This is a genomic window from Isoptericola sp. NPDC057391, from assembly GCF_042668085.1.
Lineage (GTDB): Bacteria > Actinomycetota > Actinomycetes > Actinomycetales > Cellulomonadaceae > Isoptericola.
This window is the reverse complement of the sequence record NZ_JBHVBO010000020.1, coordinates 16,497-42,718: the sequence shown is the minus strand read 5'-3', so window position 1 is coordinate 42,718 and position 26,222 is coordinate 16,497. Positions and strand designations below refer to the sequence as shown.

The 26,222-nt window shown below is 74.3% G+C and carries 21 protein-coding genes; 9 read left to right on the top strand and 12 right to left on the bottom strand.

What is annotated here, in order from left to right; translation table 11 throughout:
* Positions 1 to 47: 47 nt before the first annotated feature.
* Positions 48 to 1,142 carry a histidinol-phosphate transaminase gene (gene hisC, locus ACFUVW_RS05065; protein ID WP_430570260.1) on the bottom strand — a complete coding sequence of 365 codons (1,095 nt, stop codon included), beginning with the start codon at positions 1,140 to 1,142 and terminating at the stop codon, positions 48 to 50.
* A gap of 69 nt (positions 1,143 to 1,211) precedes the next feature.
* Between hisC and ACFUVW_RS05060 the strand changes: the two genes are divergently transcribed.
* Positions 1,212 to 1,610: a phage holin family protein gene (locus tag ACFUVW_RS05060; protein ID WP_430570259.1), complete on the top strand. Its 399-nt coding sequence runs from the start codon at positions 1,212 to 1,214 to the stop codon at positions 1,608 to 1,610.
* A gap of 28 nt (positions 1,611 to 1,638) precedes the next feature.
* Here the strand turns inward: ACFUVW_RS05060 and ACFUVW_RS05055 are convergent, their stop codons facing one another.
* The 3 genes from ACFUVW_RS05055 to ACFUVW_RS05045 form a co-directional block, all read right to left on the bottom strand.
* Entirely contained in the window at positions 1,639 to 3,348 is a 1,710-nt protein-coding gene (locus ACFUVW_RS05055) for a hypothetical protein (RefSeq protein ID WP_430570258.1), read from the bottom strand.
* A complete protein-coding gene (locus tag ACFUVW_RS05050; protein ID WP_430570257.1) occupies positions 3,345 to 3,584 on the bottom strand; it encodes a hypothetical protein in 240 nt (79 codons plus the stop codon). Before ACFUVW_RS05050 ends, ACFUVW_RS05055 begins: the two co-directional genes overlap by 4 nt.
* Positions 3,585 to 3,696: 112 nt before the next feature.
* Entirely contained in the window at positions 3,697 to 4,581 is an 885-nt protein-coding gene (locus tag ACFUVW_RS05045; RefSeq protein ID WP_430570256.1) for a sigma-70 family RNA polymerase sigma factor, read from the bottom strand.
* Positions 4,582 to 4,687: 106 nt separating this feature from the next.
* Here ACFUVW_RS05045 and ACFUVW_RS05040 point away from each other — a divergent pair, with 106 nt between their 5' ends.
* The gene (locus ACFUVW_RS05040) at positions 4,688 to 6,034 is read left to right on the top strand and encodes an FAD-binding oxidoreductase (protein WP_430570255.1); all 1,347 of its coding nucleotides are present in this window, start codon (positions 4,688 to 4,690) and stop codon (positions 6,032 to 6,034) included.
* Positions 6,035 to 6,147: 113 nt separating this feature from the next.
* Positions 6,148 to 7,641, top strand: coding sequence for an adenylosuccinate lyase (gene purB, locus ACFUVW_RS05035; protein WP_430570254.1), 1,494 nt, complete (start codon positions 6,148 to 6,150; stop codon positions 7,639 to 7,641).
* 24 nt (positions 7,642 to 7,665) lie between these two features.
* Here purB and ACFUVW_RS05030 read toward each other — a convergent pair whose 3' ends face one another.
* A complete protein-coding gene (locus ACFUVW_RS05030) occupies positions 7,666 to 8,505 on the bottom strand; it encodes a helix-turn-helix transcriptional regulator (RefSeq protein WP_430570253.1) in 840 nt (279 codons plus the stop codon).
* A 113-nt stretch (positions 8,506 to 8,618) separates the two neighbouring features.
* On the opposite strand from ACFUVW_RS05030, the gene ACFUVW_RS05025 reads away from it, so the two are divergent.
* Positions 8,619 to 9,392, top strand: coding sequence for an SDR family oxidoreductase (locus tag ACFUVW_RS05025; protein WP_430570252.1), 774 nt, complete (start codon positions 8,619 to 8,621; stop codon positions 9,390 to 9,392).
* A gap of 27 nt (positions 9,393 to 9,419) precedes the next feature.
* On the opposite strand, the gene ACFUVW_RS05020 is transcribed toward ACFUVW_RS05025, so the two are convergent.
* Complete coding sequence (locus tag ACFUVW_RS05020) at positions 9,420 to 10,382, bottom strand: peptidoglycan DD-metalloendopeptidase family protein (protein WP_430570251.1); 963 nt, start codon at positions 10,380 to 10,382, stop codon at positions 9,420 to 9,422.
* A gap of 176 nt (positions 10,383 to 10,558) precedes the next feature.
* On the opposite strand from ACFUVW_RS05020, the gene ACFUVW_RS05015 reads away from it, so the two are divergent.
* Positions 10,559 to 12,181, top strand: a complete 1,623-nt coding sequence (locus ACFUVW_RS05015; protein ID WP_430570250.1) for a family 10 glycosylhydrolase — start codon at positions 10,559 to 10,561, stop codon at positions 12,179 to 12,181.
* Positions 12,182 to 12,187: 6 nt separating this feature from the next.
* Here ACFUVW_RS05015 and ACFUVW_RS05010 read toward each other — a convergent pair whose 3' ends face one another.
* Both ACFUVW_RS05010 and ACFUVW_RS05005 read right to left on the bottom strand, forming a co-directional pair.
* Entirely contained in the window at positions 12,188 to 13,465 is a 1,278-nt protein-coding gene (locus ACFUVW_RS05010) for an SGNH/GDSL hydrolase family protein (protein WP_430570249.1), read from the bottom strand.
* Between the two features lie 81 nt (positions 13,466 to 13,546).
* The gene (locus ACFUVW_RS05005; RefSeq protein WP_430570248.1) at positions 13,547 to 15,106 is read right to left on the bottom strand and encodes an AbgT family transporter; all 1,560 of its coding nucleotides are present in this window, start codon (positions 15,104 to 15,106) and stop codon (positions 13,547 to 13,549) included.
* Positions 15,107 to 15,259: 153 nt separating this feature from the next.
* Between ACFUVW_RS05005 and ACFUVW_RS05000 the strand changes: the two genes are divergently transcribed.
* On the top strand, positions 15,260 to 16,624 hold the full coding sequence (locus tag ACFUVW_RS05000; protein WP_430570247.1) for a M20 family metallopeptidase: 1,365 nt from the start codon (positions 15,260 to 15,262) through the stop codon (positions 16,622 to 16,624).
* A 7-nt stretch (positions 16,625 to 16,631) separates the two neighbouring features.
* Here the strand turns inward: ACFUVW_RS05000 and ACFUVW_RS04995 are convergent, their stop codons facing one another.
* Entirely contained in the window at positions 16,632 to 18,539 is a 1,908-nt protein-coding gene (locus ACFUVW_RS04995; protein WP_430570246.1) for a calcineurin-like phosphoesterase C-terminal domain-containing protein, read from the bottom strand.
* A 269-nt stretch (positions 18,540 to 18,808) separates the two neighbouring features.
* On the opposite strand from ACFUVW_RS04995, the gene ACFUVW_RS04990 reads away from it, so the two are divergent.
* Both ACFUVW_RS04990 and pgm read left to right on the top strand, forming a co-directional pair.
* Positions 18,809 to 20,167 (top strand): acetamidase/formamidase family protein, encoded by a 1,359-nt coding sequence (locus tag ACFUVW_RS04990; protein ID WP_430570245.1) that lies wholly within the window; start codon positions 18,809 to 18,811, stop codon positions 20,165 to 20,167.
* A gap of 47 nt (positions 20,168 to 20,214) precedes the next feature.
* Positions 20,215 to 21,903: a phosphoglucomutase (alpha-D-glucose-1,6-bisphosphate-dependent) gene (gene pgm / locus ACFUVW_RS04985; RefSeq protein WP_430570244.1), complete on the top strand. Its 1,689-nt coding sequence runs from the start codon at positions 20,215 to 20,217 to the stop codon at positions 21,901 to 21,903.
* A gap of 46 nt (positions 21,904 to 21,949) precedes the next feature.
* On the opposite strand, the gene ACFUVW_RS04980 is transcribed toward pgm, so the two are convergent.
* Together ACFUVW_RS04980 and ACFUVW_RS04975 are read right to left on the bottom strand one after the other, a co-directional pair.
* Complete coding sequence (locus ACFUVW_RS04980; RefSeq protein ID WP_430570243.1) at positions 21,950 to 22,966, bottom strand: DUF1524 domain-containing protein; 1,017 nt, start codon at positions 22,964 to 22,966, stop codon at positions 21,950 to 21,952.
* Complete coding sequence (locus ACFUVW_RS04975) at positions 22,963 to 23,283, bottom strand: GNAT family N-acetyltransferase (RefSeq protein WP_430570242.1); 321 nt, start codon at positions 23,281 to 23,283, stop codon at positions 22,963 to 22,965. Before ACFUVW_RS04975 ends, ACFUVW_RS04980 begins: the two co-directional genes overlap by 4 nt.
* Before the next feature lie 59 nt (positions 23,284 to 23,342).
* Between ACFUVW_RS04975 and ACFUVW_RS04970 the strand changes: the two genes are divergently transcribed.
* Positions 23,343 to 24,644 (top strand): MFS transporter, encoded by a 1,302-nt coding sequence (locus ACFUVW_RS04970; RefSeq protein ID WP_430570241.1) that lies wholly within the window; start codon positions 23,343 to 23,345, stop codon positions 24,642 to 24,644.
* Positions 24,645 to 24,662: 18 nt separating this feature from the next.
* Here ACFUVW_RS04970 and ACFUVW_RS04965 read toward each other — a convergent pair whose 3' ends face one another.
* Positions 24,663 to 25,973: an MFS transporter gene (locus tag ACFUVW_RS04965; protein ID WP_430570240.1), complete on the bottom strand. Its 1,311-nt coding sequence runs from the start codon at positions 25,971 to 25,973 to the stop codon at positions 24,663 to 24,665.
* Between the last annotated feature and the right edge of the window lie 249 nt (positions 25,974 to 26,222).

Genomic DNA, 26,222 nt, shown 5'->3' with positions numbered 1-26,222 from the left:
GTTTCGAGACGAAACAGGGCCACGATCACACCCACAACGTTTCGGGGTCAGCGCCAGGTGGCGGCGACGGCGAGGAAGGCGTCGTTCGCCTCGACCTCGCCGATGCTGACGCGCAGGCCGTCGCCGGCGAAGGGGCGCACGAGGACGCCGGCGGCGGTCGCCTCGGCGGCGCGCGCCAGGGTGTCCTCGCCGAGCGGGAACCACACGAAGTTGGCGTGCGTCTCGGGCAGGTCCCAGCCCTGCTCGCGCAGGGCGGCCACGACGCGCTCGCGCTCGGCGACCAGGGCCTCCACGCGCTGGCGCAGCTCGTCCTGCGCCACGGGCTCGAGCGAGGCCAGCGCCGCGCGCTGGGCGATGTGGTTCACGCCGAACGGCGTCGACACCGCGCGGATGCCGGCGGCGAGGCGCGGCTCCGCGACGGCGTACCCGACGCGCAGGCCCGCCAGCCCGTACGCCTTGGACAACGTGCGCAGCAGGACGACGTTCGGGTGCCGGCGCAGCAGGTCGACGCCCTCGGGCGCCTGCGGGTCGCGCACGAACTCCAGGTACGCCTCGTCCACGATGACCAGCACGTCGCGCGGCACGGCGGCGAGGAGGTCCTCGAGCTCGTCCGCGTGCACCACCGGGCCGGTCGGGTTGTTCGGCGTGCAGACCATGACGACGCGCGTGCGGGGCGTGACGGCGGCGGCCATGGCCGGCAGGTCGAGCCGGCCGTCGGCGCGCACCGGCACCGTCACGGCGGTGCCGCCCGCGACGGCGACCGCGATCGGGTAGGCCTCGAACGAGCGCCACGGGAACACGACCTCGTCGCCGTGCTCGACGACGGCCTGCAGCACGTGCCCGAGCACCGCCACCGAGCCGTTGCCCACCACGACCTGGTCGGCCGGGACGCCGACGTGCGCCGCGAGCGCCTCGACCAGCTCCGCCGCGTACATGTCGGGGTAGCGGTTGGTCTCCTCCGCCGCGCGGGTGATCGCCTCGAGGACGGACGGCAGCGGCGGGTACGGGTTCTCGTTCGACGACAGCTTCCACAGCTTCGCGCCCTCGGCAGGCCGCGCGCCCGGCACGTACGCGGGCAGCGCGGCGACGGCGGCGCGCAGGGGGACGACGGAGGCGGGGACGGGGTCAGCGGGGGTGGTCACAGCGCCCAAGGATGCCACCTGCGCCGTTCCCTCCCACCGTGGCGGGCGCTGACGTGCCACGATGGCGGGATGAACTTCATCGTCCGCACCCTCGTCACGGCCGTGGCGCTGTGGCTGAGCGACCTGATCTTCACCAACCTCGAGATCCTGCCCCCGTACGACGGCGACAACGTGCTCGAGTACATCCTGGCGGTGCTCGGCGTGGCACTGGTGTTCACCATCATCAGCAGCTTCGTGAAGCCGATCGTCAGCATCATCTCGATCCCGCTGCTCATCCTCACGCTGGGCCTCTTCTACCTGGTCATCAACGCCTTCGTGCTCTGGCTCACCACCTGGATCACCGACCAGGGATGGTTCGGGGACTGGGGCATCGAGGTCAGCGGCGGCTTCTGGTGGTTCGTCTGGATCGCCCTCATCCTCGCCGTGCTGCAGGCGATCATCGGCGCGTTCGCGCCGAAGAAGGGCTGACGCGCCCGCCTTCCGCCGCACGACACGCTCAGTGCAGCACCGCCCCCGTCGGGTTCCCCGGCGGGGGCGGCGTCGTCCCGGGCGCCAGGACGAGAGGCGGCGTCGGGTCCACGCGACGCGCCGTGAAGAACCGCGTGCGTGCGCGGGTGCCGCCGAGCAGCCGCTCCAGCCGCGCCGTCACCCCCGCCACCTGCACGTTCCCGGACCGCTGCGCGGCCGCCAGCGTGCGCAGGTGCGTGGGCATGGCGTGCGCGAGGGAGATGCTGCCGGCGGCGGCGACGTCGGCCGGGTCGGTCGAGTCCAGGAGCCGTCGACCCACCGTGACCCGGTCCACCGTGGCCGGGCCCTCCTCGCGCGACCGGCCGTCCACGTTCGCGACCAGCCCCTCCTCGTTCTCCACGTGCAGCACGGGCACCCCCGCCGGGAGGGCGAACGTCGCGGTCGGGGCCCCCGCGGTCACCACCCCGCCGACGGGGTGCCGCGCCCGGAACGCCGGGGACGCCGCCAGCGCCGCCGCGGAGATCCCGCCGAGGCTGTGGCCCACCAGCACCACCGGCTCGTCCGGGGCGGCTCCCGCCGCGTCGAGGGCCTGCTCCACGGCCACGGACACGTCGGCCGCCTCGTGCGCCATGAGGCTCAGGTCGGTCGCCGCGTCGAACGGGTTCGAGGGCGACAGGAACTGCTGCGTCCCGGGGATCAGCACGGTCCACGACGTCGTGCCGTCGCCGTGCACGACCTGCTCCACCGCGAGCGTGCCCGGCGGGACGCCGGCCGAGACCCGGTCGACGACGCCGCTGCCGTGGGGGTAGAGGTCCGCCGTGCGGGCGAGGGCCTCCGTGACGGAGCCCGCCGGCCGGTCGGCCCACGCGGGTCGCGGGCCGGCGAGGTCGGCGTCGGTCAGGGCGACCACCCGGGGCACCGCGTCGGGCAGCAGGGAGGCGACGACGTCGGACAGCGTTGCCGCGCCGCGCGTCACGGGGTCCAGCGCGGCGGCCGGGCCCTCCTCGATCCCCCGTCGCAGGTCCTGCCAGGACAACGGCCGGCTGGCGCTCAGCCCCGTCGCGAGCCCTGAGACCGCCTCGTCGGTCAGCGGCGCGAGGACCCGCCAGAGGCTCGCCAGGCCCCCGTCGGGTCCCACGGTCACGGGGGTCGTGGGCGGCGCGGGCGGTCGTGACGCCGGTGGCGCGCCCACCGTCGTGCCGGGCGGGGGCGACCCTCCGGGCACGAGCGCACCCCGCAGCCCGTCGGCCACGGTCGTGAGCGTGCGCACCGGCAGCGTGGCGAGCCCGAGCAGCGCCCCCGCCCCGGCTGCCACGAGCGTGACCGCCCCGTCGGTGACGCGCTGCGCCGCGCTCTCCGCCTCCCGGTACAGGCCGGCCGCGAACCGCAGGCGGCGGGCGCACCGCTCCGCCTCCGAGGATCGCGCCCGCAGCCGGGCGCTCGCCTCGTCCAACCGGGCCGCCGCCTCCCGCTGCACGGCGGCCGCGACCGCGCTCCCCGTGGCGCCGGGCAGCGGCAGGGTCGGCGGCATCGTCGGCGGTGTCACCGGGTCGGGCGCCCACACCGCGCCCCGCAGCCTCCCCGCGCCGCCGAGGCAGCGGTGGAAGGCCTGCCGCAGCCGGCCCGCCGCGGCCTCGAGCAGCATGGCCGCGCCCTGCACGGCCTCCGCGTCGACGCGGGAGACGCCCCGGCCGCCCACGACGTCCAGGGTCTCCTCGGGAGGCAGCCCGCGCGTCACCGGGCCAGCACCGCCGCGGCTTCCTCGAGGAGCCGCAGGTCGGCGTCGAGGTCGGTCAGCAGGGCGGTGACCTCGTCGCGGAACCGGTCCGCCGCCGTCGACTCCCACGCGACGGCGAGGCTGCGCCGGGCGGTCGCGGTGGCGTCGACGACGTCGCGGTGCGCCGCGAGGACGGCGTCGCGCGCGACGCTCGGGTCGGGTGCCGCGGACGAGAAGGGCGGGGCCGGTGAGGTCATGCCCGCGACGCTAGGCCGCGTCCTCGCCGCCACGCCCCGCCCGCCCCGGCTCCTGTGGACGGCGCCGCGCTGGGGACAGGCTCCGGACAGCACGACACCGCACCGACGTCCACTACCGGGGCAGCACCCCGACGAGCCGCTCGGCGTCCGACAGGATGTCGATGCCGACCACCCGGCCGTCGCGCACCGTGAACGCGAGCACCGAGTAGACGGTCCCGTCCGCGAGCACGGTGACGAGGCCGGGCGATCCGCCCACGAGCGCGAGCCGCGAAAAGCGCGCCGTGCCGAAGTGCAGGCGCGCCTGCTCGGCCACGGCCTGCGCGCCCCGCAGCACGCGGGACAGCTCCCCCGGCCCGGGGTCGAGGCGCACCACGACCTCGGGGTCGAGCAGCGCCACGAGGCCGTCGAAGTCGCCCGCCTGCGACGCCGCGAGGTACGCGGCCACGATCTCCCGCCGCCGCGCGACGTCGTCCTGCGCGGGCACGGCGTCGCGCACCTTGCGCCGCGCCCGGCTGGCGAGCTGGCGCGTGGCCGGCAGCGACCGGTCCACGAGCGGCGCGATCTCCTCGAAGGGGACCGCGAACTGGTCGTGCAGCACGAACGCGACCCGCTCGGCCGGGGCGAGGGTGTCCAGCACGACCATCAGCGCGGCGCCGACCTCGTCCTGCTCGACCGCCCGGCGTTCGGGGTCGTCCGGCTCGTCGAGCGGCGTGACGAGCAGGTCCGGCAGGCGCCCGTCCCCCGCGGGCCCCTCCCACGTCGTCTCCCGGCGCGTCCCCCGGGAGCGCAGCAGGTTGAGCGCCACCCGTCCGACGATCGTCGTGAGCCAGCCGCCGAGGTTCTCCACCCCCGCCGCACCGGCGGCGTGCGCGCGCACCCACGCGTCCTGCACGGCGTCCTCGGCGTCGGCGGTGGAGCCCAGCACCCGGTACGCGACTGCGCGCAGGTGGGGCCGGAACGTCTCGAACTGGTCCGCCGTGAACTGCTCCGTGCTCACCGGTCACACTCCTTCGTCGGGCCGTGTCAGAGGGGTGACAGCACACGCTGCCGGGGCCCACCCCACCACGGGGGTGCGACACCGGCCCGACGGACCAGGAGCCCGCATGACCTCCCTGACCTCGACCGACACCTTCTCCCAGGCGCTCGCCCGCGAGCTGCGCGGGCGGGTGCTCCTGCCCGGCGACGACGCGTTCGACGCCGCCGCGACCCCCTGGAACCTCGCCGTCCGGCAGCCCGTCGCGGCCGTCGTCGAGGCCGCGGACGCCGACGACGTCGCCGCCACCGTGCGGCACGCGCGCGACGCCGGCCTGACGGTCGCCGCCCAGTCCACGGGCCACGGTGCCTCGGGCGACGTGGCGGGCACCGTCCTGCTGCGCACCGGAGCGCTCGACGCCGTCGAGGTGGACGCGGCGCGCCGCACCGCCCGCGTCGGCGCCGGGGCGTCGTGGGGCGCGGTGCAGGCCGCCGCCGCGCCGCACGGCCTCACGACCCTGCTCGGCAGCGCGCCCGGCGTCGGCGCCGTCGGCTACACCCTCGGCGGCGGGCTGGGCTGGTTCAGCCGTGCGCACGGGCTGGCGGCCGACCACGTGCGGTCGTTCGACGTCGTCACCCCCGCCGGCGAGCAGGTCACCGTCACCGCCGCCTCCGACCCCGAGCTGTTCTGGGCGCTGCGCGGCGGGGGTGGCGACCTGGCCCTCGTGACCGCGATGGAGATCGACCTGGTCGAGCTGCCCGCGTTCTCGGGCGGCAAGGTCGCCTGGCCGGCCGCGCGCGCCGCGGACCTGCTCGCGGTCTTCCGGGAGGTCACCGCGACGGCCCCGCCCGAGCTCAGCGTGTGGCTGTCCCGGGTGGAGGCGCCCGGCGCCCCGGCCGTCGTCGTCGTGCACGCGGCGTTCCTGGGCGACGCCGCGTCGGCGCGCGCGCTGCTCGCGCCGTTCGCCGCCGTCCCCGACGTCCTCGGGCCGGGCGTCGACGCCGCGATCGGCCCGCTCGCCGCGGCCGACGTCGGCGACATCACCGCCGACCCGACGGACCCCGCCGCGGGGAAGGGCCGCAGCGAGCTGTTGCGCGGCATCGACGACCACGTGGAGCGCCTGTTCACGACGTCGGTCGCGCCGCTGCTGACCGTCCAGCTGCGGCACCTGGGCGGCGCCCTCGCCTCGCCGGGGGACCGCGCGGGGGCGCTGGGCGCGATCACCGAGCCGTACCTGCTGTACGCGTTCGGCCTGGCGTTCTCGCCCGAGCTGTCGGCCGCCGTCGGGCAGCGGCTCGAGACGCTGCCGGCCGACCTGGGCCGGGCGGCCACGCGGCGCAAGCCCGCCACGTTCCTCGCCCCGGGTGAGAGCGTCGCGGCCGCGTACGACGACGACGCCCTCGCCCGCCTGCGCGACCTCAAGCGCGCCCGCGACCCGCGGGGCACGATCCGGGGGAACTACCCGCTCCTCGGCTGACCCCCGACCGTTGTGGGTGGGATCGTGGCCCACTTCTCGCCCGAGAACGGGCCACGATCCCACCCACAACGGTCGGCCGCGGACGGCGCGGGGCGCGTGGGAGAATGTGGGCCGTGACCTCCCCCGCGCCGCAGACCTCGCCGACCGAGTCCACAGCCGTCCAGTCCCGCGTGAACCTCGCGGACGTCACCCCGCCGATCGCCCTCGGGCCGCTCGACGGCCGCTACCGTGGCGCCGTCGCGCCGCTGGTGGACCACCTCAGCGAGGCGGCCCTCAACCGGGCGCGCATCCACGTCGAGGTGGAGTGGCTGGTCACGCTGTGCAACGGCACGGCCGAGACGCCGGGCGCCGTCGTGCCCGGCGCCCCCACGCTGACCGACGCCGAGGTCGCGTACCTGCGGCAGATCCCCGCCACGTTCGGCGCGGACGAGATCGCCGAGCTCGGCGCCATCGAGCGCGAGACGGTGCACGACGTCAAGGCCGTGGAGTACTTCATCAAGCGCCGCATCGCCGCCGCGCCCGAGGTCCTCGGCGAGACCAGCCTCCCCGCCGCGAGCGAGCTGGTGCACTTCGCGTGCACGTCCGAGGACATCAACAACCTGTCGTACGCGCTCATGGTGCAGGGCGGCGTTCGCGACGTGTGGCTGCCCGCCGCCACCGCGCTCACCGACCAGCTCGCGGACATGGCGCGCGAGCACGCCGAGGTCCCGATGCTGAGCCGCACGCACGGGCAGCCGGCCACGCCGACGACGATGGGCAAGGAGCTCGCCGTCCTCGCGCACCGCCTGCGCCGCCAGCTGCGCCGCATCGAGGGCGCGGAGTACCTGGGCAAGCTCAACGGCGCCACCGGCACCTACGGCGCGCACACCGTCGCCGTCCCGGGCGCCGACTGGCCGGCCGTGTCGAAGGCGTTCGTCGAGCACCTGGGCCTCGTCTGGAACCCCCTGACCACGCAGATCGAGTCGCACGACTGGCAGGCCGAGGTCTACGCCGACGTCGCCCGCTTCAACCGCATCCTGCACAACCTCGCGACCGACGTGTGGACGTACATCTCGCTGGGCTTCTTCACGCAGATCCCCGTCGCGGGGGCCACCGGCAGCTCGACCATGCCGCACAAGGTCAACCCGATCCGGTTCGAGAACGCCGAGGCGAATCTCGAGATCTCGTGCTCGCTGCTCGACACGCTGTCGGCCACGCTCGTCACCTCCCGCCTGCAGCGCGACCTCACCGACTCGACCACGCAGCGCAACATCGGCCCCGCGTTCGGCCACTCGCTGCTCGCGATCGACAACGTCTGCCGCGGCCTCAAGGCGCTCAACGTCAACGCCGCGCTCATGGCCGAGGACCTCGACGCCAACTGGGAGGTGCTCGGCGAGCCCGTCCAGTCGGCGATGCGCGCCGCGTCCGTCGCGGGCGTCGAGGGCATGGAGAACCCGTACGAGCGGCTCAAGGAGCTCACCCGCGGCCAGCGCGTCGACGCCGCGCGGATGCGCGAGTTCGTCGCCGGCCTCGGCCTGCCCGACGACGTCGCCGCCCGCCTCGCGGACCTCACGCCCGCGTCGTACACGGGCATCGCCGCACGGCTGGTCGAGGACTACCTGGCCTGACGCGCCGGTCCCGCCCGGGCAGGGTCAGCGCGCCAGCTCCTGCTGCCCGACGACGGCGAGCAGGGCGAGCTTCTCCTCCGCCTCGGAGCGGGGCGGTGCGGTGAGCACGAGCAGCGCCTGGGTCTGGTCCTCGGTGAACAGCACCTGACAGTCGAGCTCGATCGGGCCGACCTGGGGGTGCACGATCGTCTTGTGGTCGGCGAACCGCTGGTGCACCTCGTGCCGGTCCCACAGCTCGACGAACTCGGGGCTGCGCGCCCGCAGCTCGCGGACCAGCTCTCCGGCGCGCGAGCGCGGACCGAGCATCCCGTGCGCCACGCGGAGCGTGGACACGAGCGAGCGACCCTGCCGGTCGCGGTCGTCCTCGGGGTACAGCAGCCGCTCGGCGGGGTCGGTGAACCAGCGGTAGACGTCGCTGCGCGCCCAGCCGGTCAGCGCCGACCGGTCGCCCAGCAGCGCGACGGCGAGGTCGTTGGCCACGAGCGTCTCGCCGAGCGCGGACAGCACGAGGGCCGGGGTGTCGGACAGGCGGTCGAGCACGCGCAGCAGCGCGGGCGAGACGTGGGACGACATCGTCACCCGGTCCGGCGTGCCCCGGCCGGCCACGCGGAACAGGTAGTCGCGTTCGTCGTCGGTGAGCCGGAGCGCCCGCGCCAGCGACGCGAGCATCTGCTCGCTGGGCTGCGGGCCGCGCTGCTGCTCCAGCCGCGTGTAGTAGTCGGCCGACATGGCCGCGAGCGCCGCGACCTCCTCGCGCCGCAGCCCCGCGGTGCGACGTCGCGCCCCCGCGGGCAGGCCGACGTCGGCGGGCTGCACCGCCTCGCGACGGCGGCGCAGGAACTCGGCGAGAGCGGGGCGGTCCATGCGCCTATCGTCCGCCGGCGACGCCGGCCGGGCCAGGCCGCAGCCAGGGACCGCCGGTCCCCCGATGACGGCTCCTCTCCCACCCGGCGTCGGAGCGGCGCACGGTGGTCGGCATGGACCTCACCCGCAGCACCGTCTTCGTCCCCGGCGCGACCAGCGGCATCGGCCTCGCGCTCGCCCTCCGCCTCCAGGCCCGCGGCAGCACCGTGATCGTCGGCGGCCGCCGTTCCACCCTGCTCGACGAGATCGTCGCCGCCCACCCCGGGATCGACGCCGTCCGCATCGACACCGCCGACCCGGACAGCATCGAGGCGGCGCGCCGCGACGTGCTGGCGCGCCACCCCGAGCTGAACGCCGTTGTCGCGATGGCGGGCATCATGCAGGCCGAGGACTGGACCTCCGACGACTTCCTCGCCACCGCCGAGCGCACCGTCACGACCAACCTGCTCGGCCCGATCCGCCTGGCGGCCGCGTTCCTGCCGCACCTGCGTGCCCGTGCGGGGTCGGGCGCGGGCGCCGCGTTCGTCACCGTCTCGTCCGGGCTGGCGCACGTGCCGCTGGCCGCGACCCCCACCTACAACGCGACCAAGGCGGCGATCCACCGGCTCAGCGAGGGCATCCGCCTGCAGCTCGAGCCGGCGGGCGTGCAGGTGGTCGAGATCGTGCCGCCCGCTGTCCGGACGGCACTCATGCCGGGGCAGGAGGACAGCCCGATCGCCATGCCGCTGGACGCGTTCGCGGACGAGGTGGTCGCGCTCCTCGCGGCCCGGCCCGACGCCCGCGAGATCCTCGTCGAGGGCGTGAAGTTCCTCCGCTTCGCCGAGACGTCTGGGACCTACGACGCGACGGTCGCGCGCCTCAACGCCACCGACCCCCACCGGCTCTGACGACGGCGGGGACGGCGGCGGGGTCCGTCAGGGACGGGACTTGCGGAGGTACTTCGCCGCCACGTAGCCGTACTTGCTCCCGGCCTTGACCTTCACCCAACCGTTCTTCGGCTCGTGGATCTTGGCCACCGCGGCGCCCTTGGCGAGGGTCGCCTTGACGGCCGACGACGTGCTGGGCTGCGCCCGCAGCCGCAGCCCGTTCACCTGCACGTACCGGGTGCCGAGCGACGTCGTGGACGGCGAGACGTAGTTCGCGTGCATCCAGCCGACGGTGCCGTTGCGGTTCACCTTGCGCCAGACCCCGGAGCCGGCGCCCGGCTTGGCGGTGAGCCTGAGGTTCACGCCGACGGTCGCGCGCACGGGGTAGTTCGTGCCGGGGCCGGAGCGGAGGTTGACCCGCGTCGTCGTGAAGTACGTGCATGACGACGGCACGACCCTCGCGTTGGCCCACGCGGCGCCGGCGCGGAGGTCGGCGCCGTGGCTCTTCATCCACGACAGCGGGTCCGCGGTGCTCCCGGAACCTTTGTACGCGTTCTTCCAGATCTCCAGGTGCAGGTGCGGGGCGGTGGACGTGCCCGAGCTGCCGACGTCGGCGATGTGCTGCCCGCGCTTCACCTTCTTGCCGTACTTCACGTACCGGTTGCCGTCGATGACGTGGCCGTAGACCGCGTAGACCTTGCCCTCGGTCGCGTGGGTGCGGATCACGACGACCTGGCCGAAGCCCGGCGTCGCGCCGGCCGCGACCACGGTGCCCGGCGCGACCGCCCTGATCCGCGTGCCCCTCTTGGCGCTCATGTCCTGGCCCAGGTGGTACGTCGACGCGCCTCGGATCGGCATGCAGCGCGGGCCGTAGTACGACGAGAGCCCGTAGCTCTTGTCCGGGAGCGGGCGGACCGCGGCCGACGCCGCCCCCGCCCCGACGATCCCGGTCGTGAACGCCACGGCCGTGGCGATCCCCATGGTGATTCCGGTCGTGATGATGCGTCGCACGGTGCGCATGGTGGTGCCCTCTCCGCGTCGGAAGGTCCGGGGCCTCGTTGCCCGACCGCACGGTAAGCACAGGCCGCGGGGTGGCGCGCGCGGGGCCGCATCCACGACACTCGTCTTCACAGGTACCAGTGAGCGTGAAATTCCCTTACCCACCGCCTGACCACCGGAGGTCTGCAATGACGCACCCCGTTCCGACCGACCGAACCAACGACCCGGCACTCGGACGCCGCGGCTTCCTCTCCCTCGCGACGGCGGGGGTCGCCGGCTCGGCGCTGTCCGTGACGATCGGCTCGATGACGCCCGCCGCCGCGACGACGTCGGGCTCGGACGACACGTCCACCGGCACCACGGCCCGCAAGCGCGAGCTGCGCGCGATGTGGATCTCGTCGGTCGTCAACATCGACTGGCCGTCGCGCACCGGCCTGAGCGCGGACGAGCTGCGGGCCGAGTACGTCCGCTGGCTCGACGTCGCGGCCGACATGAACCTCAACGCCGTCTTCGTGCAGGTCCGCCCGACGGCGGACGCCTTCTGGCCCAGCCCGTACGAGCCCTGGTCGCAGTACCTCACCGGCGCGCAGGGCGGCGACCCGGGCTTCGACCCGCTCGCCTTCGTCGTGGCAGAGACGCACGCCCGCAACCTCGAGCTGCACACCTGGTACAACCCGTACCGCGTGTCCATGCAGACGGACCCCGCGCAGCTCGTGCCCGAGCACCCGGCCCGGCAGCACCCCGACTGGGTGTGGCCGTACGGCGGCAAGCTCTACTTCGACCCGGGACTGCCGGAGGCCCGCGAGCACATCTACGCGGCGATCCTGCACAGCGTGGAGCACTACGACGTCGACGGCGTGCACTTCGACGACTACTTCTACCCCTACCCCGTGGCCGGCCAGACCCTGCCCGACGCCGCCACGTACGCCGAGCACGGCGCGGGCTTCGCGACGATCGAGGACTGGCGGCGGCACAACGTCGACACGTTCGTGCAGACGATCTCCGAGCGGATCAAGCAGCTCAAGCCGTGGGTCAAGTTCGGCATCAGCCCGTTCGGCATCTGGCGCAACGCGTCGACCGACCCGCGGGGATCGGAGACCGGCGGCTCGCAGAGCTACGACCTGCAGTTCGCCGACACCCGCAAGTGGGTGCTCGAGGGCTGGCTCGACTACATCAACCCGCAGATCTACTGGCAGCTCGGGCTCGCCGTCGCGGACTACGCGAAGCTCGTGCCGTGGTGGGCCGACGTGGCCGCGCAGTCGGGCACCCACCTGTACATCGGGGAGGCCCTCTACAAGGTCACGTCGGGGGTCTTCACCGACCCGGCGGAGCTGAGCAACCATCTCACGTTCTGCGCGAAGGTCACCGAGCAGGGCACGCCCGTGCACGGCAACGTCTGGTTCTCCGCGAAGCACGTGCCGCAGGACCCGCAGGGCTCCATGTCACGCGTGCGGGCGGACCACTACGCGCACCCCGCGCTGGTGCCGACGATGCCGCACCTGCCGGGTACGCGCGTGCAGCAGCCGGTGCTCACGCACGCCCAGCCCTGCGACGACGGCGTGGCGCTGCGCTGGGTCGACGCGTCCCCGCACCGCCGCCGCGCGACGTCGTTCGCGGTCTACCGCTCGTCCGGTCGGCGGGTGGACGTGGACGACGCCACGCAGCTGCTCGGCACGGTCCGCTCCGACGGGCAGGTGCTGCAGGGCTTCACGGACACGACGGCGATCCCCGGCGAGCGCTACACGTACGCCGTCACCGCCCTCGACCGCCTGTGGAACGAGTCGCGACCCAGCCGCACGCGGTCCGTCTGACGGCGCTCAGCGGTCGCAGTCGAGGGAACGGAGGTCGACGGCGTCGGCCATCGCCTGGTAGCCGGCGTCGTTGGGGTGCAGGTTGTCGCCAGGGTTGTACGCGGGCAGCAGCGAGCCGGGGCGGTCGGGGTCGCGGACGACGGCGTCGAAGTCCACGACGGCGTCGTACTCGCCGCTGGTGCGGATCCACTCGTTGACGTCCTGGCGCACCTGCTCCTTCGCCTCGTCGTAGTAGAAGGCGCCCTCGAACGGGGTGAGGGTGGCGCCGACAACGCAGACGTCCGCCGCGTGGGCCCGGGCGATGAGCTGCCGGTAGGCGGCGATCAGGGGCGCGGCGGACGTCGCGTCGCCGTTGCCGATGTCGTTGATGCCCTCGAGCACGACGACGGTCTCGACGTCGGGCTTGGCGAGCACGTCGCGGTCGAACCGGGCCTGCGCGCTGACCCCCATGCTGTCCACGAGCACGCGGTTGCCGGAGATCCCCTGGTTCATCACCCCGAACCGGTCGGGCCCCGGGGCGGCGGCGAGACGGTCGGCGAGGCGGTCCGGCCACCGGTGGTTCGCGCCGACGGTCGAGCTGTGCCCGTCCGTGATCGAGTCGCCGAGCAGGGCGAGCGTGTCCACGCGTTCGCGCGCGTCCACCACGACCCCGCTGACCCAGGACCAGTGCTCCTGGGTGGTGGTGAACGCCCCGCCGCTCTCGTCGGCGGCGTGGTCGCCGTCGGCCACGTGGTTCGTCTGCATGGCCAGGTTGTGCCCGGTCACCGACGACTGCTCCCCCGCGGCGTGGACGCTCACCGCGAGCGTCGCGTCGGCGGGCGCCTCCCAGTCCACGGGGTCGCTGAGCACCTGGGCGCCGGGCGGCACGGTGACCGACGTGCTCCCGCCGAACGTGACCTCGTGGTTGCTGCCCGCCACGACCTCCGCGCCGGAGTCCTGCAGGCCGACGGCCACGGAGTCGAACGTGACGGGCGCGGTGCCGAACGCGTTGGACAGCTCGATCCGCACGTTCCGCCCGCCGATGCTGGTGTGCACCAGGTTGCGCACGGTCTGGTCCTCGAGGGTGCCCTCGACGAGGTCGGCGCTGGCGCCCCACGTCACCACCTGGTCGACGGCCCGCCCGTGGCCCGCCGTCGTGCCGGTGCCTGACGCCTCCGCCGACGACGCCGGCGACGGCGCGGACGACACCGTCGTCGGCACGGCGGCCGACACCCCCAGGGTGGCGGTGGCCGCCGCCAGGACGGCGGCGAGGGTACGGCGGGCTGACCTTCCGGTCTGAGACATCGTCGGCTCCTGTCCGGACTCGGGTTGACGCTGTCACCGTCACCCGGGCCGTGGCTTCGCGCAACCGTTCCGGACGCCCCGTCAGCCGTCCAGGAAGATCCCGTTGCCGGGGCCCACGGGCAGGTCGAGGAAGAAGAACACCGTGAGGATGGCGGCCCACACCAGCCAGAAGCAGACGGTGAACGGCAGCAGCCGCGCCATCACGGTGCCGAGCCCGGCGCTCGGCTCCCACCGGCGCAGGTAGGCGAGCAGCACGATCATGTACGGGTTGAGCGGCGTGATGATCTGCGTCGCGGAGTCGCCCACGCGGAACGCGGCCTGCACGAACGCGGGCTCGTACCCGATGAGGGCGAACATCGGCACGAAGACGGCGGCCATGAGCGTCCACAGCGCCGAGCCCGAGATGATGAACAGGTTGAGCAGCGAGGCGACGACGAGGAAGCCCAGGATCGCGCCGTAGCCGGTGAGGCCGATCGACTCGAGCGCGGAGGCCCCGGACACCGCGATCCACTGCCCGACGCCGGACCAGTTGAACAGCGCGATGAACTGGCCGAGCACGAACGCCAGCACGACGAACCCGATCATGTCCTTCAGCGCCTGGCCGAACATGATCGGCACGTCCTCGATGCGTCGCACCGTCCCGACCGCGCGGCCGTAGACGATCGCCGGCACGAGGAACATCGTGAAGACGATGAAGACGATCGAGCTGAGCAGCGGCGACTCGGGCAGGAACCCGCCGTCCTCGTTGCGCCACGGCGACGCCGGCACGAGCACGGCCGCCACCATCACCGCGGCGACGCCCAGCGCGACGAGGAGCGCGTTCCGCAGCCCGCGCCGCTCGTCCGCCGTCGTGGCCGCGGAGGTGTCGGCGAGCGGGTCGTCGTCGTCGGCGACCTGGTCCAGGGGCACACCCTGCCGCCGGATGCGCGGCTCGAGCACCCTGTCGATGAGGAAGCCCGCGAGCAGGGCGAGCGCGATCGACGACACGGCGTTGAAGAACCAGTTCGACAACGGGTTCACGGGCGAGCCCGGGTCCGGCAGGATCTGCGCGACCGAGCTGGTGATGCCCGCGAAGAGGGCGTCGAGGCTGGTGACGAGGATGTTCGTGGAGTAGCCCGCGCCGGCCGCGGCGAACCCGCCGAGCAGGCCCGCGACCGGGTGCCGCCCGGCGGCGCGGAAGACCATCGCCGCCAGCGGCGGGATGATGATGAACGCGGTGTCGGACATGATGCTGCCCATCACGCCGACGAAGCCGACGGCGTACGCGAGCGCCCACCGCGGCGCGGAGCCGAACGCGTAGCGCACGGCCGCGCCGAGCAGCCCCGACTTCTCCGCCACGCCGACGGCCATGAGGATCGGCAGCACGGTGACCAGTGGCGGGAAGCCGAGGAAGTTCTCGCCGAGGTTCTCGGTGAGCCAGGTCATCCCCTCGGCCGTGAACAGTCCCTTGACCTCGACCACCTCGTCGCTGCCGGGCATCTGCACAGTCACGCCGGCGAGGGCCATGCCCGTGGACGCCAGCGCGATGACGCCGAACAGGACGAGGAACAGCGTGAACGGCTCGGGCAGCTTGTTGCCGACCCGTTCGACCACGGCCAGGAACCGGTCGGTGCGGGATCGGGTGTCGAGGGTGCTGGTCACGCGGTCTCCCCGGGTCGGCCCGCCGCCGCGGGCGTGTCCGCCCGAACGTAGTGGCCCGGGGCACCCACGGCGAGAGATCGGCGGGTTCGTCCGCATCATGAGATTCGCACGATTCCTCATGGCCGCCGGCCCGGCTTCCCTACGATGCCTGACATGACCGTGCCCGACGCGAACGCCACGCAGCCTGCCCGCCCGAGCACCGCCTACCTCGACCACCTGGTCCACGAGAGCGAGGAACGCCGGCGGGCGACCCCGCCGGCCGACGTCGCGCCCTCGCTGCTGCCCGCCGCCGTGGCGGACGCGGTCGAGAGCGCGGCCGAGGCGCTCGAGCCGGACCTGCGCGAGGTCGTCGAGCGCCTGCACGGCGACCCGGAGCCGGCGTTCGAGGAGCACCGCAGCGCCGCCCTCCTGGTGGACGTCCTGGCCCGGCACGGCGTCGCGGCCGAGCTCGGCGCGCACGGCGTGCCGACGGCGTTCCGGGCGGAGCTGCGGGGCCGTGCCGACGACGATGGTGACGGGCCGACGATCGCGATCTGCGCGGAGTACGACGCGCTGCCCGTCATCGGCCACGCCTGCGGGCACAACGTCATCGCCGCCGCCGGGGTGGGCGCGTTCCTGGCGCTGCGCGAGGTGATGGCGTCGAGCGCGGCGCCGTCGGGCCGCGTCGTCCTGCTCGGCACGCCCGCCGAGGAGGGGCACTCCGGCAAGGAGGTGCTGGCCCGCGCCGGGGCGTTCGACGACGTAGACGCGGCGATCATGGTGCACCCGTACGGGCAGGACGTCGCCGAGCAGGTGTGGCTGGGTCGGCGGCTGCTCACCTGGACGTTCACGGGCCGCCCCGCGCACGCGTCGGCCCAGCCGTTCATGGGGCGCAACGCGCTGGACGCCGCGAACCTCGCCTACCAGGGCATCGGACTCCTGCGGCAGCAGCTGCCGCCGGTGGACCGCGTGCACGCGACGGTCGTCGAGGGCGGCACCCGGCCCAGCATCATCACCGAGCGCGCCGTCATGCGGCTCTACGCCCGGTCGAAGTACCCGGACACCCTGCGCGACCTGTCGGCGCGGCTCGACGACGTCGCGCGCGGCGCGGCGCTCATGACCGGCACCGACGTGGAGATCGCGTGGGACGACGGCGCGCTGCCGAGCCTGCCCGTGCGCACGAACGCGGCGCTCACCGAGCGGTGGGTGGCCGCCCAGCGGCGGCGCGGCCGCGACCCGCTGCCGCCCGGCGTCGTCTCCGAGACGCTCGCGGCGTCCACCGACTTCGGCAACGTGTCGTTCCGGTTGCCCGGCATGCACCCGCTGATCCAGGTGTCGGCCCCCGACGTGGCGCTGCACACCGCCGAGTTCGCCGACGCCGCCGGCGGCCCGGCGGCCGTGCCCGCCGCCCTCGACGGCGCCGTCGGCCTGGCCCTCACGGCCCTGGAGTACCTCACCGACGACGCGCTGCGGACCGCCGTGCACGACGAGTTCGTCGCGCACGGCGGCCCGCTGGACGTGCCGCGCTACTTCGAGTGACGCAGCGTCAGCCGTTCGCCGTCACCCCGATGCCCGCGGGCACCTTGCCCGGCACCTCGTCGCGCAGCACGGTCGCCTTCGCGGCGGCCCGCTCGTCCGTCACCGTGAACCGCAGCGTCTCGGTGAACTCACGGCCGTGGTGGTCGGTCGCGGTGACCTCGGCGGTGTGGGTGCCCGCGTCGAGGTCCGCCGGGAGCGGCAGCCGCCACAGGTGCGCGTTCGACTGCGTGACCCCGCCGCTGGTGAGCAGGTTGCGCGTGGCCGCGAACGTGTCGGAGTACTCCCACCCCTGCGCCAGCGCCTCTCCCTGCATGGGCTGCGTGTGCTCCGCCTCGACCGCGGCGCCACCGTCGATCGACACCTCGACGCGGGCGTCCGAGGAGCCGGCGTAGAAGTTGGCGGTCAGCCAGCTCTCGCCCGCGAGGTCGTCGGCGCTCACCAGACGCTCGTCGCCGAGGGCCGGCGCCGCGCCGACCTTGCCGCCGTCGCGCCACTCGAGCTGCTTGGCCGCCCACTCACGCCAGTGGGGCGTGTTCACGCCGAGCGCGAGCTGCAGGTCGTCGGACTCCCCGCGGATCGTGTACCGCTCGGAGAACTCGTTGCCGTCCAGCTCGAGCGTGAGCACGCCGGGGCGCGCGCCGTCGGTCATGAACGCGTACGGCAGGCCCTGCTCGTCGAGGCCGCCCGAGTACCAGTTGCCCGACACGGCGCCGGCGACGAGCTGGGTGTGCTCGAGCTCCGGGACGCCGCCCTTCACCCACTCCTCGCGGGTGTCGCCCGGGAGCAGGTTCTCCAGCATGTGCGTGTGGCCGCCGATCGTGACGGCGTTGCGGCCCTCCAGCACGTCGTACAGCTCAGCGGCGTTGTCCGTCACGACCATGCGGTGGTCGACGATCGGCGCGTGCGCGGCGACGACGACGAGCTTGTTGGCCGGCACCTCGGCGAGATCGTTCTCCAGCCACTCGAGCTGCTGGTCGTCGATCGCCTCCTTGTAGCCGCCGTTCTTGCCGCCCTCCTTGGCGCCGTTGTAGATGACGTTGTCGAGGACGACGACGTGCGCCTGGCCGACGTCGTAGGAGAAGTAGCCCGGCCCGAACTGCTGACGGAACGTGTCGAGGGCGTGCGTGTCGTCCGCCGCGTCGTAGTCCATGTCGTGGTTGCCGGGCGCCAGGCGGATGGGCCCGTTCGCGTCGGCGTAGATGTCCCGGAGCGCCGGGTTGAGGCTCAGGTCGTCACCCACGTTGTCGCCGAGCAGCAGGATGCCGCAGCTCGCGTAGTCGTCGCGGTCCATGAGGTCCGCCACGGCGCCGTCCCGGGCGTAGCCCATCTCCTTCATGTTGTACGCCTGCGTGTCCGAGGCGATCGGGCAGCTCTGCTGCGCCTTGCCCGTCGCCTTGGACTTCGCGAGCGGGAAGTTCACGGCCTCCGGCAGCGGGCCGGTCGGCTCGATGCCGCCGTACTTCAGCTCCGGCGAGCCCTCGGGCAGATGGTTGTAGCTGAACTGCGCGACCTTGTCCTCGTCCACCGGCACCTGGTAGCCCGCGGGCTGGGTGACGAAGACGGTCATGCCCTCGTACGCGGGGATCGAGTAGCGGCCCTTGCCGTCGGTGGTGACGACGTCGCGGCCGTTGGACACCTGGACGCCGGCGACGCCCTTCTCACGCCGGTCCTGGGTGGAGTCCTTGTCCCTGTCGTGGAACACGGTGCCGGTGAGCACCTCGGGGTCGGCGGCCTCGCCGCGGACGACCTCGACGTGACCGGTGTACAGGCCTGCCTGGGCGCGCTGGGCGGCCGCCTTCGCCGCGGCGGGGTCGGGCGACGGTGCGGCCGCGGCGCCGGGCGCCACGAGGACCAGCCCGACGAGCGTGGCGGTGCCGGCGACGGCACAGGCCTGGCGGATGCTGCGGGGGTTCATGTACTTCCTCCGGGGTCTGGGAGAGCGGATCGAGTACACGCCCTCGTCAGGGCGCTCCGGCATGCCGATGGCGACGACGGTAGGCGGCCGAGGCAACCGTCCGGTGACGCCGAGACGCCGGGGAGCCGAACGTCAGAGGGGGCACGGCGAACTCCCAGCGAACGCGCCCCGCCCGTTACCCGGGGGACACCGGCGGCGAACACGCCCGTCATGCGCGCTCCCTACGGTCGGGCGCAGCCGACGTTTCCGGCCGACCCCAGGAGGAGCACATGCACGACGGACGAGACGCTGCCGAGACCCTCACCGCCGGCCTCCGCCGCCGCAGCTTCCTGCAGGCCGCGGCGGGCGTGGGGGCCGGGGCCGCGCTGACGGTCGGCGCGGCGGTCCCCGCCGCGGCCACCTCGGGCGGCACCACCGCCGCGGGGCGGGGCGGTGACGCGGGCTTCGGCGGCATCCTGCAGCCCGGAAAGGGCCGCATCCGCGGGGACCACTACCTGCGCTCGGACGTCGAGGACGTGCTGTGGGGCTACGTCCCCTCCGTGCACGCGGCCGCCGTGGCCCGCGTCCGGTCCGGTCGCACGATCACCATCGACTCGGTGTCGCACGAGGGCATCCTCGAGGACCAGGGGCGCGACCCCGTCGCGTGGTTCGGCGACCGCGGCATCCGGCGTCGGGAGGTGCTCGACGACGCCGTCGCCATCGCCGGCGGCTACGACCGCACCCCGCGCGACTTCGACAAGGACGGCCCGCACGTCATCACCGGCCCCGTCCACGTGGAGGGCGCCGAGCCCGGCGACGTGCTGAAGATCGAGACGCTCGACGTCGTCCCGCGGGTGCCGTACGGCGTCATCTCCTCCCGGCACGGCAAGGGCGCGTTGGCCCTCACCGCAACCGGCGCACCCGCCGGCATCGCGCTCGACGAGGTCATGCCGCCCGTCGCGACGGATGGCCGCGGCACCGGCGTCCCCACCGAGTACGGCAACGTGTCGGTGCTCGCTCAGATCCGGGGCGGCAAGGCTGTCATCGGCGAGGGCCGCTCCCGGGTCTCGTTCCCGCTGCGCTACTTCTTCGGCACGATGGGCGTCGCGTTCTCGGAGAACACCGGGCTCACCGCCCCCGAGGCCAACTCGATCCCGCCCACGCTGGGCGGCGGCAACATCGACATCAGCCGCCTCGGCGCCGGCTCCACCTTCTACCTGCCCGTGCGCGCGCCAGGCGCGCTGTTCTACGTGGGCGACCCGCACATGGCGATGGGCGACGGCGAGGTGGCGCTCACAGCGATGGAGGGCTCGCTGCGCGGCACGTTCCGCCTCACCGTGTGCAAGCCGGGCTCCGGCGACGCGCCGTCCGTCGCGTACTCCTACCCCTTCGCCGAGACCGCCGACGCCTGGATCCCCATCGGCCTGTCCGACCCGGACGGCGCTGTGGGCGGCAACGGCAGCGACCTGGACGTCGCGATGCGCCGCGCCGTCGTCAACGCCCTCGACTTCCTCGAGCACGACCAGGGCCTGGACCGCGCGATCGCGTACGCCTACCTGTCCGCGGCGGCCGACTTCGCCGTCTCGCAGGTCGTCGACCGCACGGTGGGCGTCCACGGGCTGGTGCGCAAGGCGGACTTCCGGGGCTGACGGCACCGTCCTGACACCCGGCCACGACGCCTGGCAAGATCGATCCCATGCACGAGCGCGCGGGGAAGCCGGCCCAGGACATCGACCTCATCGACGTCGACAAGGTGGTGGGGGCGTACTACGACCTCGTGCCGGACGTCGCGGACCCGGCGCAGCAGGTGGTGTTCGGCACGTCCGGGCACCGCGGCTCCAGCCTGGACACCGCGTTCAACGAGGCGCACATCGCGGCGATCACGCAGGCGATCGTCGAGTACCGCGCGTCGCAGGGCACGGACGGCCCCCTGTTCATCGGCCGGGACACGCACGCCCTGTCGCTGCCCGCGTGGCAGACGGCGCTGGAGGTGCTGGCCGCGGCGGGCGTCACCGTCATGGTCGACGCGCGCGACTCGTTCACCCCGACCCCCGCCGTGTCGCAGTCGATCCTCATCCACAACGGCGCGACGACGGGCGACGGCGTGCGCACCCAGGGCCCGGGCCTCGCGGACGGGATCGTCGTCACGCCGTCGCACAACCCGCCGCGCGACGGCGGCTTCAAGTACAACCCGCCGCACGGCGGCCCCGCCGGGTCGGAGGCGACGGGCTGGATCGCGGACCGCGCCAACGAGATCCTCCGCACCGGCGGCCTGGCGTCGGTGCGCCGGGTCTCGCTCGAGGACGCGCTCGCCGCGGACACGACGCACAAGCACGACTTCCTCACCACGTACGTGGACGACCTGCCGAACGTCGTCGACCTCGAGGCGATCCGCACGGCCGGCGTGCGCATCGGCGCGGACCCGCTGGGCGGAGCCTCCGTGGAGTACTGGGGCGCGATCGGCGAGCGGTACGACCTCGACCTCACCGTGGTGAACCCGCAGGTGGACCCGCGCTGGTCGTTCATGACCCTCGACTGGGACGGCAAGATCCGCATGGACTGCAGCTCCCCGTACGCGATGGCGTCGCTGGTGGAGCGGATGGCAGGCCGTGACGGCGGCGAGGCGCCCTTCGACGTCGCGACCGGCAACGACGCGGACTCCGACCGGCACGGCATCGTCACCCCCGACGCGGGGCTGATGAACCCCAACCACTACCTGGCCGTCGCGATCGAGTACCTGTACGGCGGCGCGCGGCCGGGCTGGCCGGAGGGCACGGCGGTGGGCAAGACGCTCGTGTCGTCGGCCCTGATCGACCGGGTCGTGGCGGGCCTCGGCCGGCAGCTGGTCGAGGTGCCGGTGGGCTTCAAGTGGTTCGTGCCGGGCTTGCTGGAAGGCGAGGTCGGGTTCGGGGGCGAGGAGTCGGCCGGCGCGTCGTTCCTGCGCCGCGACGGCCGTGTCTGGTCCACCGACAAGGACGGTCTGCTGCTGGCGCTGCTCGCCTCGGAGATCATCGCGGCCACGGGGAAGAGCCCGTCCGAGCACCACGCGGAGCTCGTGGGCCGCTACGGCGAGTCCTGGTACGCCCGCGTGGACGCGCCGGCGACGCGCGAGCAGAAGTCGCGCCTGTCCGCCCTCTCGCCCGACGAGGTCGCCTCCACCACCCTCGCCGGGCAGGACATCACCGCGACGCTCACCGAGGCGCCGGGCAACGGCGCGACGATCGGCGGCCTCAAGGTGACCACGAAGGACGCCTGGTTCGCCGCGCGCCCGTCGGGCACGGAGGACGTGTACAAGATCTACGCCGAGTCGTTCGTGTCGGCCGAGCACCTCGCGCAGGTGCAGGACGCCGCCAAGGAGCTGGTCGACGGCGCCCTCGAGGGGTGAGCCCGTCGAGACCCGCTGCGGGCGCCGGACGGCTCGACCGGCGGGACTACTCGCAGCCGGTCCCGTCGCCGTCGCCGTCCAGCCGGGAGGAGTAGCCCGGGTCGCCGCGGTGCACCGGCGCCGCCCCGGCGGCCCGCGCGGCGTCGCAGTTCGCGAACGGCTCCTGCGCCCCCGACGCGCCCCCGTCGCCCGTCTCGCCGGGCGTGTCCTCCGCCGTGTCGTCCGCCGTGACGACCGTCGGCGCCGGACCGCCGGTCGGCAGCGGCTCGTCGGGGCACCGGGACAGGACGCGCTCGACGGCGTCGTGCTCGGCCTGCGTGACCCACAGCGCGTACGCCTGCTTCACGGCGACCTGCCGCGCCACGTACTGGCAGCGGAACGCCTTGGACGGCGGCAGCCAGGTCGCGGCGTCGCCGTCGCCCTTGCCCGAGTTGGTCGGGCCGTCGACGGCGAGCAGGTTCAGCGGGTCGTTCGCGAGCTGCCGGCGCGCCTCGCCGTCGAGCTGCTGGGCCCCCTTCTGCCACGCGTCCGACAGCGCGACGACGTGGTCGATCTGCACCGCGGTGGACGTCGCCTGCCCGCGCACGAAGTCGATCCGCGTGCCCGTGTATGGGTCGGCGAGCAGCCCGCTCAGCACGATGCAGTCGTGCGTGCCCGGGTCGGTGACGGTGCGGGTGAGGTCACGCGCCAGGACGTCGTTGCGCGTGTCGCAGCCGTTGTGGTCGACGTCGGCCCACGCCGGGCCGAACTGGTCGCGCGAGTACCCCGTCTTGGGCGCGCGGCCCTTGACCGGCAGACCCTCGAGCGCCGCGAGCGCGGTCCCGGACGCGGGCTCTAGCTCTGGCTCTGGCTCCGACGGCTCGGACGGCTCCGCCGGCGCGGCCTCCGCGGGCCCGGGCTCGGCGGGCGCAGGCTCCGCCGTCGCCGCCGGCGGCTCCACGTCCGAGCCGCCGAGGCCGGACGACGCGGGGTCGAGCCCGCCGGCGCACCCGCCGAGCAGCAGCGCGACAGTGACCCCCAGCGCTGCGATGCCGCCGCGCCGGGTGGTGGTTCCCGCCCTCACCGGGCGGGGTGCGCGAGCAGGTCGGCGTACTCGGGGTGCCGCTGCACGTAGGCCTTGATGAACGGGCACAGCGGCACGATCTTCTCCCCCGCGGCGCGCACCTGGTCGAGCGCGCCGGCGGCGAGCTGCGACCCGATCCCCTGGCCCTCGAACGCCGGGTCCACCTCGGTGTGCGTGAAGACGACCACCCGCGCCCCCTCGTCACCCTTCCGCTCGTAGTACGCGCCGCCGGCGCGGCGGCCGTCGTCCAGCCGGGCGAGGAAGACCTGGTGGTCGCGGTCGTCGACGACCGTCACGGGGGTGGGGGTGGCGTTCATGGCCCCCATCCTGGACGCTGACCCCGACATCTGTCGCCCCTCGGTGGGAGAATCCGCGGGTGACAGCGCCCACCCCCGAGACCCCCGACGCGGCGTCGGGGGCGCGTGCCCGCAACCCCTACCTCGACGTCCTGCGCGTGCCGGGCGCCGCCCGGTTCTCCGTCGCGGGGATGGTCGCCCGGCTGCCGATGTCGATGGTCGGCATCGGCACGGTGCTCATGGTGCAGGCGCTGTACGGCTCGTACGCGATGGCGGGCCGGGTGTCGGCGGTGCTGGTGGTGGCGCAGGCGCTGGTGGCGCCGCAGATCGCCCGCCTCGTGGACCGGTCGGGCCAGGCCCGCGTGATGACCCCGATGCTGGTCGCGACGACGGCAGGGCTCCTGGGCCTGGTGGTGGCCGCGAGCCTGGGCGCCCCCGAGTGGGTGCTGTGGGTGTGCGCCGCGGTGGGCGGGGCGAGCCAGGGCTCGTACGGGTCGCTCGCCCGGGCCCGCTGGTCCCACGTGCTCCCCGAGGCGCAGCGCGTGCACACCGCCTACTCCCTGGAGTCGGCCCTCGACGAGCTGGTGTTCATCGTGGGCCCGGTGCTGGCCACGACCCTCGCGACGACGGTGATCCCGTCGGGCGGCCTGCTCGTCGCGGCGGTCGTGGGCGGTGGCGGTGCCGCCTGGTTCCTCACGCAGCGGCGTACCGAGCCACCCGCCCGCGGCGCGGCCGTGCCCGCGGACGGCGAGCGCGTCGGCACGGTGACGCACCCGGACGCCGTCCGCCTGGAGCGCCGCTCGGCGATCCGCATGCCCGGGATGCCGGTGCTCGCCGTCGTCTTCGTCGGCATGGGCGTGATGTTCGGGTCGAGCGACGTCGCCACCGTGGCGTTCGCGGAGGAGCAGGGGGTCAAGGGGCTCGCCGGGGTCGTGCTCGCCTGCTTCGCCCTGGGCTCGATGGTCTCGGGCCTGGCGTACGGGGCGCGGCACTGGGTGTCGCCGCTGTCGACCCGGTTCACGGTCACCGCCTGCGGGATCGCCGTCGGGGTCTCGCTGTTCTTCTTCGTCCAGAACCTCGTGGTCCTGGGCGTGGTGATGTTCGTGGCCGGCTTCGCCATCGCGCCGACGCTCATCAACGGCAACGCCCTGGTGCAGGCGCTCGTCGCGCCCCACCAGCTCACCGAGGGCCTCACGTGGGTGGGCACGTCCCTGGGCGTGGGCGTCTCGCTCGGCTCCTGGCTGGCCGGTGTCGCCGTGGACGCCGTGGACTCGCACGCCGGGTTCCTCGTCACGATGTCGGGCGGCTGGGCGTGCGCCCTGCTGGCGCTCGCCGCGCTGCCCGGGATGCGGCGTCGTCGCCCGTACTCCGACGCCGCCTGAGCCGCCGTCCTGCCGGGCTCAGGGCTCCGGGTGGTGGGCGTCGTAGCGCCAGAACCGGGGCTGCAGCCGCACGACCAGCCACAGCACCGCGACGCACGCGAGCCCGCCGACGACGGCCGCCCACCCCTCGCCGAACCACGTGGCCTCCGAGCCGAGCACCATCTCCCCGAGCCGCGGCCCGCCCGCGACCACCACGATGAACACGCCCTGCAGGCGGCCACGCATGTGGTCGGGCGTCGCGGTCTGCAGGATCGACTGACGGAACACGGACGAGATCGCGTCCGCCCCGCCCGCCAGCAGCAGCGCGACGCCTGCGACCACGACGGCGCCCCACAGCACGCCGTCCGGGGCGTCCGGCCCGACGGCGACGAGGACCGCGCCGAACGCGGTGACGCTCAGGCCCCACGCCGTGATCGCCCACACGATGATCCGGCCCTGCCACCGCACGCGGACGAGCGCGCCGGAGAACACGCTCGCGAGGATGCCGCCGACGGCGAACCCGGCGGCGAGCACGCCCGTCGTCGTCTCCCCGCCGCCCAGGTAGAGCGCGCCCGCCGCGGGCCACAGCACGCGCGGGAAGGCGAGCACCATCGCGGCCAGGTCGACGACGAACGTCGTGCGCACGTTCGGCCGGGTCGCGAGATAGCGCAGGCCGTCGAGCACGGAGCTCAGCCCGACGACGCGCCGCCGGGCAGGCGCGGCCTTCGCTGCGTCGTCGTCCAGGTCCTGCTCCGGCGGGACGGCGGGCAGCCGCCACACCGCCCACAGCGCGGCGGTGAACAGCAGTGCGTCGAGGGTGTACGCCCAGGCGTACCCGAGGCGGGCCACGAGGAGCGCGCCCACGAGGGGGCCACAGGTGAGGGCCACGTTGAAGGACAGCGTCTGCAGCGCGTTGGCCGCCGGCATGAGCTGCGGCTCCAGCAGGCGCGGCACGATCGACGTGCGCGCCGGGTTGTTGATGGCGAACGCCGCGGACTGCAGCGCCACCAGCCCGTACAGCAGGTTCACCGAGCCGACGTCGAGCCACGCCTGCGCCGCGATGCCCGCCGTCACCAGCCACAGCACCGTCGACGCGAGCAGCGAGACGCGGCGCCGGTCGTAGTGGTCCACCAGCGCCCCGCCGTACAGGCCGAGCGCGACCAGCGGCACCAGCGCCGCGATGCCCAGCGTGCCCACCGCGAGAGTCGATCCCGTCAGGGCGTACACCTGCAGGCCGACCGCGACCACGGTGACCTGCGTGCCGATGTTGGAGACGCCGAGGCCCCACCACAGCCGGCGGAACGCCGGGGAGACGCGCAGCGGCGTGAGGTCGGCGATCAGTCGGGGCACGGTGTCCCAGCGTAGGCGTGTACCGCGGGCAGCCCCGGGCGGGTCTGCCAGAGCCCTCCGTCGAGGGTCCGGTGATCGTCCGCCCGGGGCCGCCGCGCGCACCCCGCGGTGCCGGTGTGTCGTGGGCGCAGCCCGGCCCCCTGCGCCGTGCTGGGCGCAACCCGAACCCCCCCCGGGGGGCGGTGGGCAGGGACCCGCGCCCCTGTTGCACCCGGTCACCGCCGCCCCCGCCCGCGCGCGGGGCGGCGA

Bases quoted from the DNA above. Each gene is read 5' to 3' on its own strand.
- ACFUVW_RS05000 (WP_430570247.1), top strand. From the start codon at position 15,260: ATGACCGTGCCCGACGCGAACGCCACGCAGCCTGCCCGCCCGAGCACC.
- ACFUVW_RS05050 (WP_430570257.1), bottom strand. From the start codon at position 3,584: ATGACCTCACCGGCCCCGCCCTTCTCGTCCGCGGCACCCGACCCGAGC.
- ACFUVW_RS04990 (WP_430570245.1), top strand. From the start codon at position 18,809: ATGCACGACGGACGAGACGCTGCCGAGACCCTCACCGCCGGCCTCCGC.
- pgm (WP_430570244.1), top strand. From the start codon at position 20,215: ATGCACGAGCGCGCGGGGAAGCCGGCCCAGGACATCGACCTCATCGAC.
- ACFUVW_RS04975 (WP_430570242.1), bottom strand. From the start codon at position 23,283: ATGAACGCCACCCCCACCCCCGTGACGGTCGTCGACGACCGCGACCAC.
- ACFUVW_RS05060 (WP_430570259.1), top strand. From the start codon at position 1,212: ATGAACTTCATCGTCCGCACCCTCGTCACGGCCGTGGCGCTGTGGCTG.
- ACFUVW_RS05030 (WP_430570253.1), bottom strand. From the start codon at position 8,505: ATGGACCGCCCCGCTCTCGCCGAGTTCCTGCGCCGCCGTCGCGAGGCG.
- ACFUVW_RS05025 (WP_430570252.1), top strand. From the start codon at position 8,619: ATGGACCTCACCCGCAGCACCGTCTTCGTCCCCGGCGCGACCAGCGGC.
- ACFUVW_RS05010 (WP_430570249.1), bottom strand. From the start codon at position 13,465: ATGTCTCAGACCGGAAGGTCAGCCCGCCGTACCCTCGCCGCCGTCCTG.
- ACFUVW_RS04995 (WP_430570246.1), bottom strand. From the start codon at position 18,539: ATGAACCCCCGCAGCATCCGCCAGGCCTGTGCCGTCGCCGGCACCGCC.
- ACFUVW_RS05040 (WP_430570255.1), top strand. From the start codon at position 4,688: ATGACCTCCCTGACCTCGACCGACACCTTCTCCCAGGCGCTCGCCCGC.
- ACFUVW_RS05015 (WP_430570250.1), top strand. From the start codon at position 10,559: ATGACGCACCCCGTTCCGACCGACCGAACCAACGACCCGGCACTCGGA.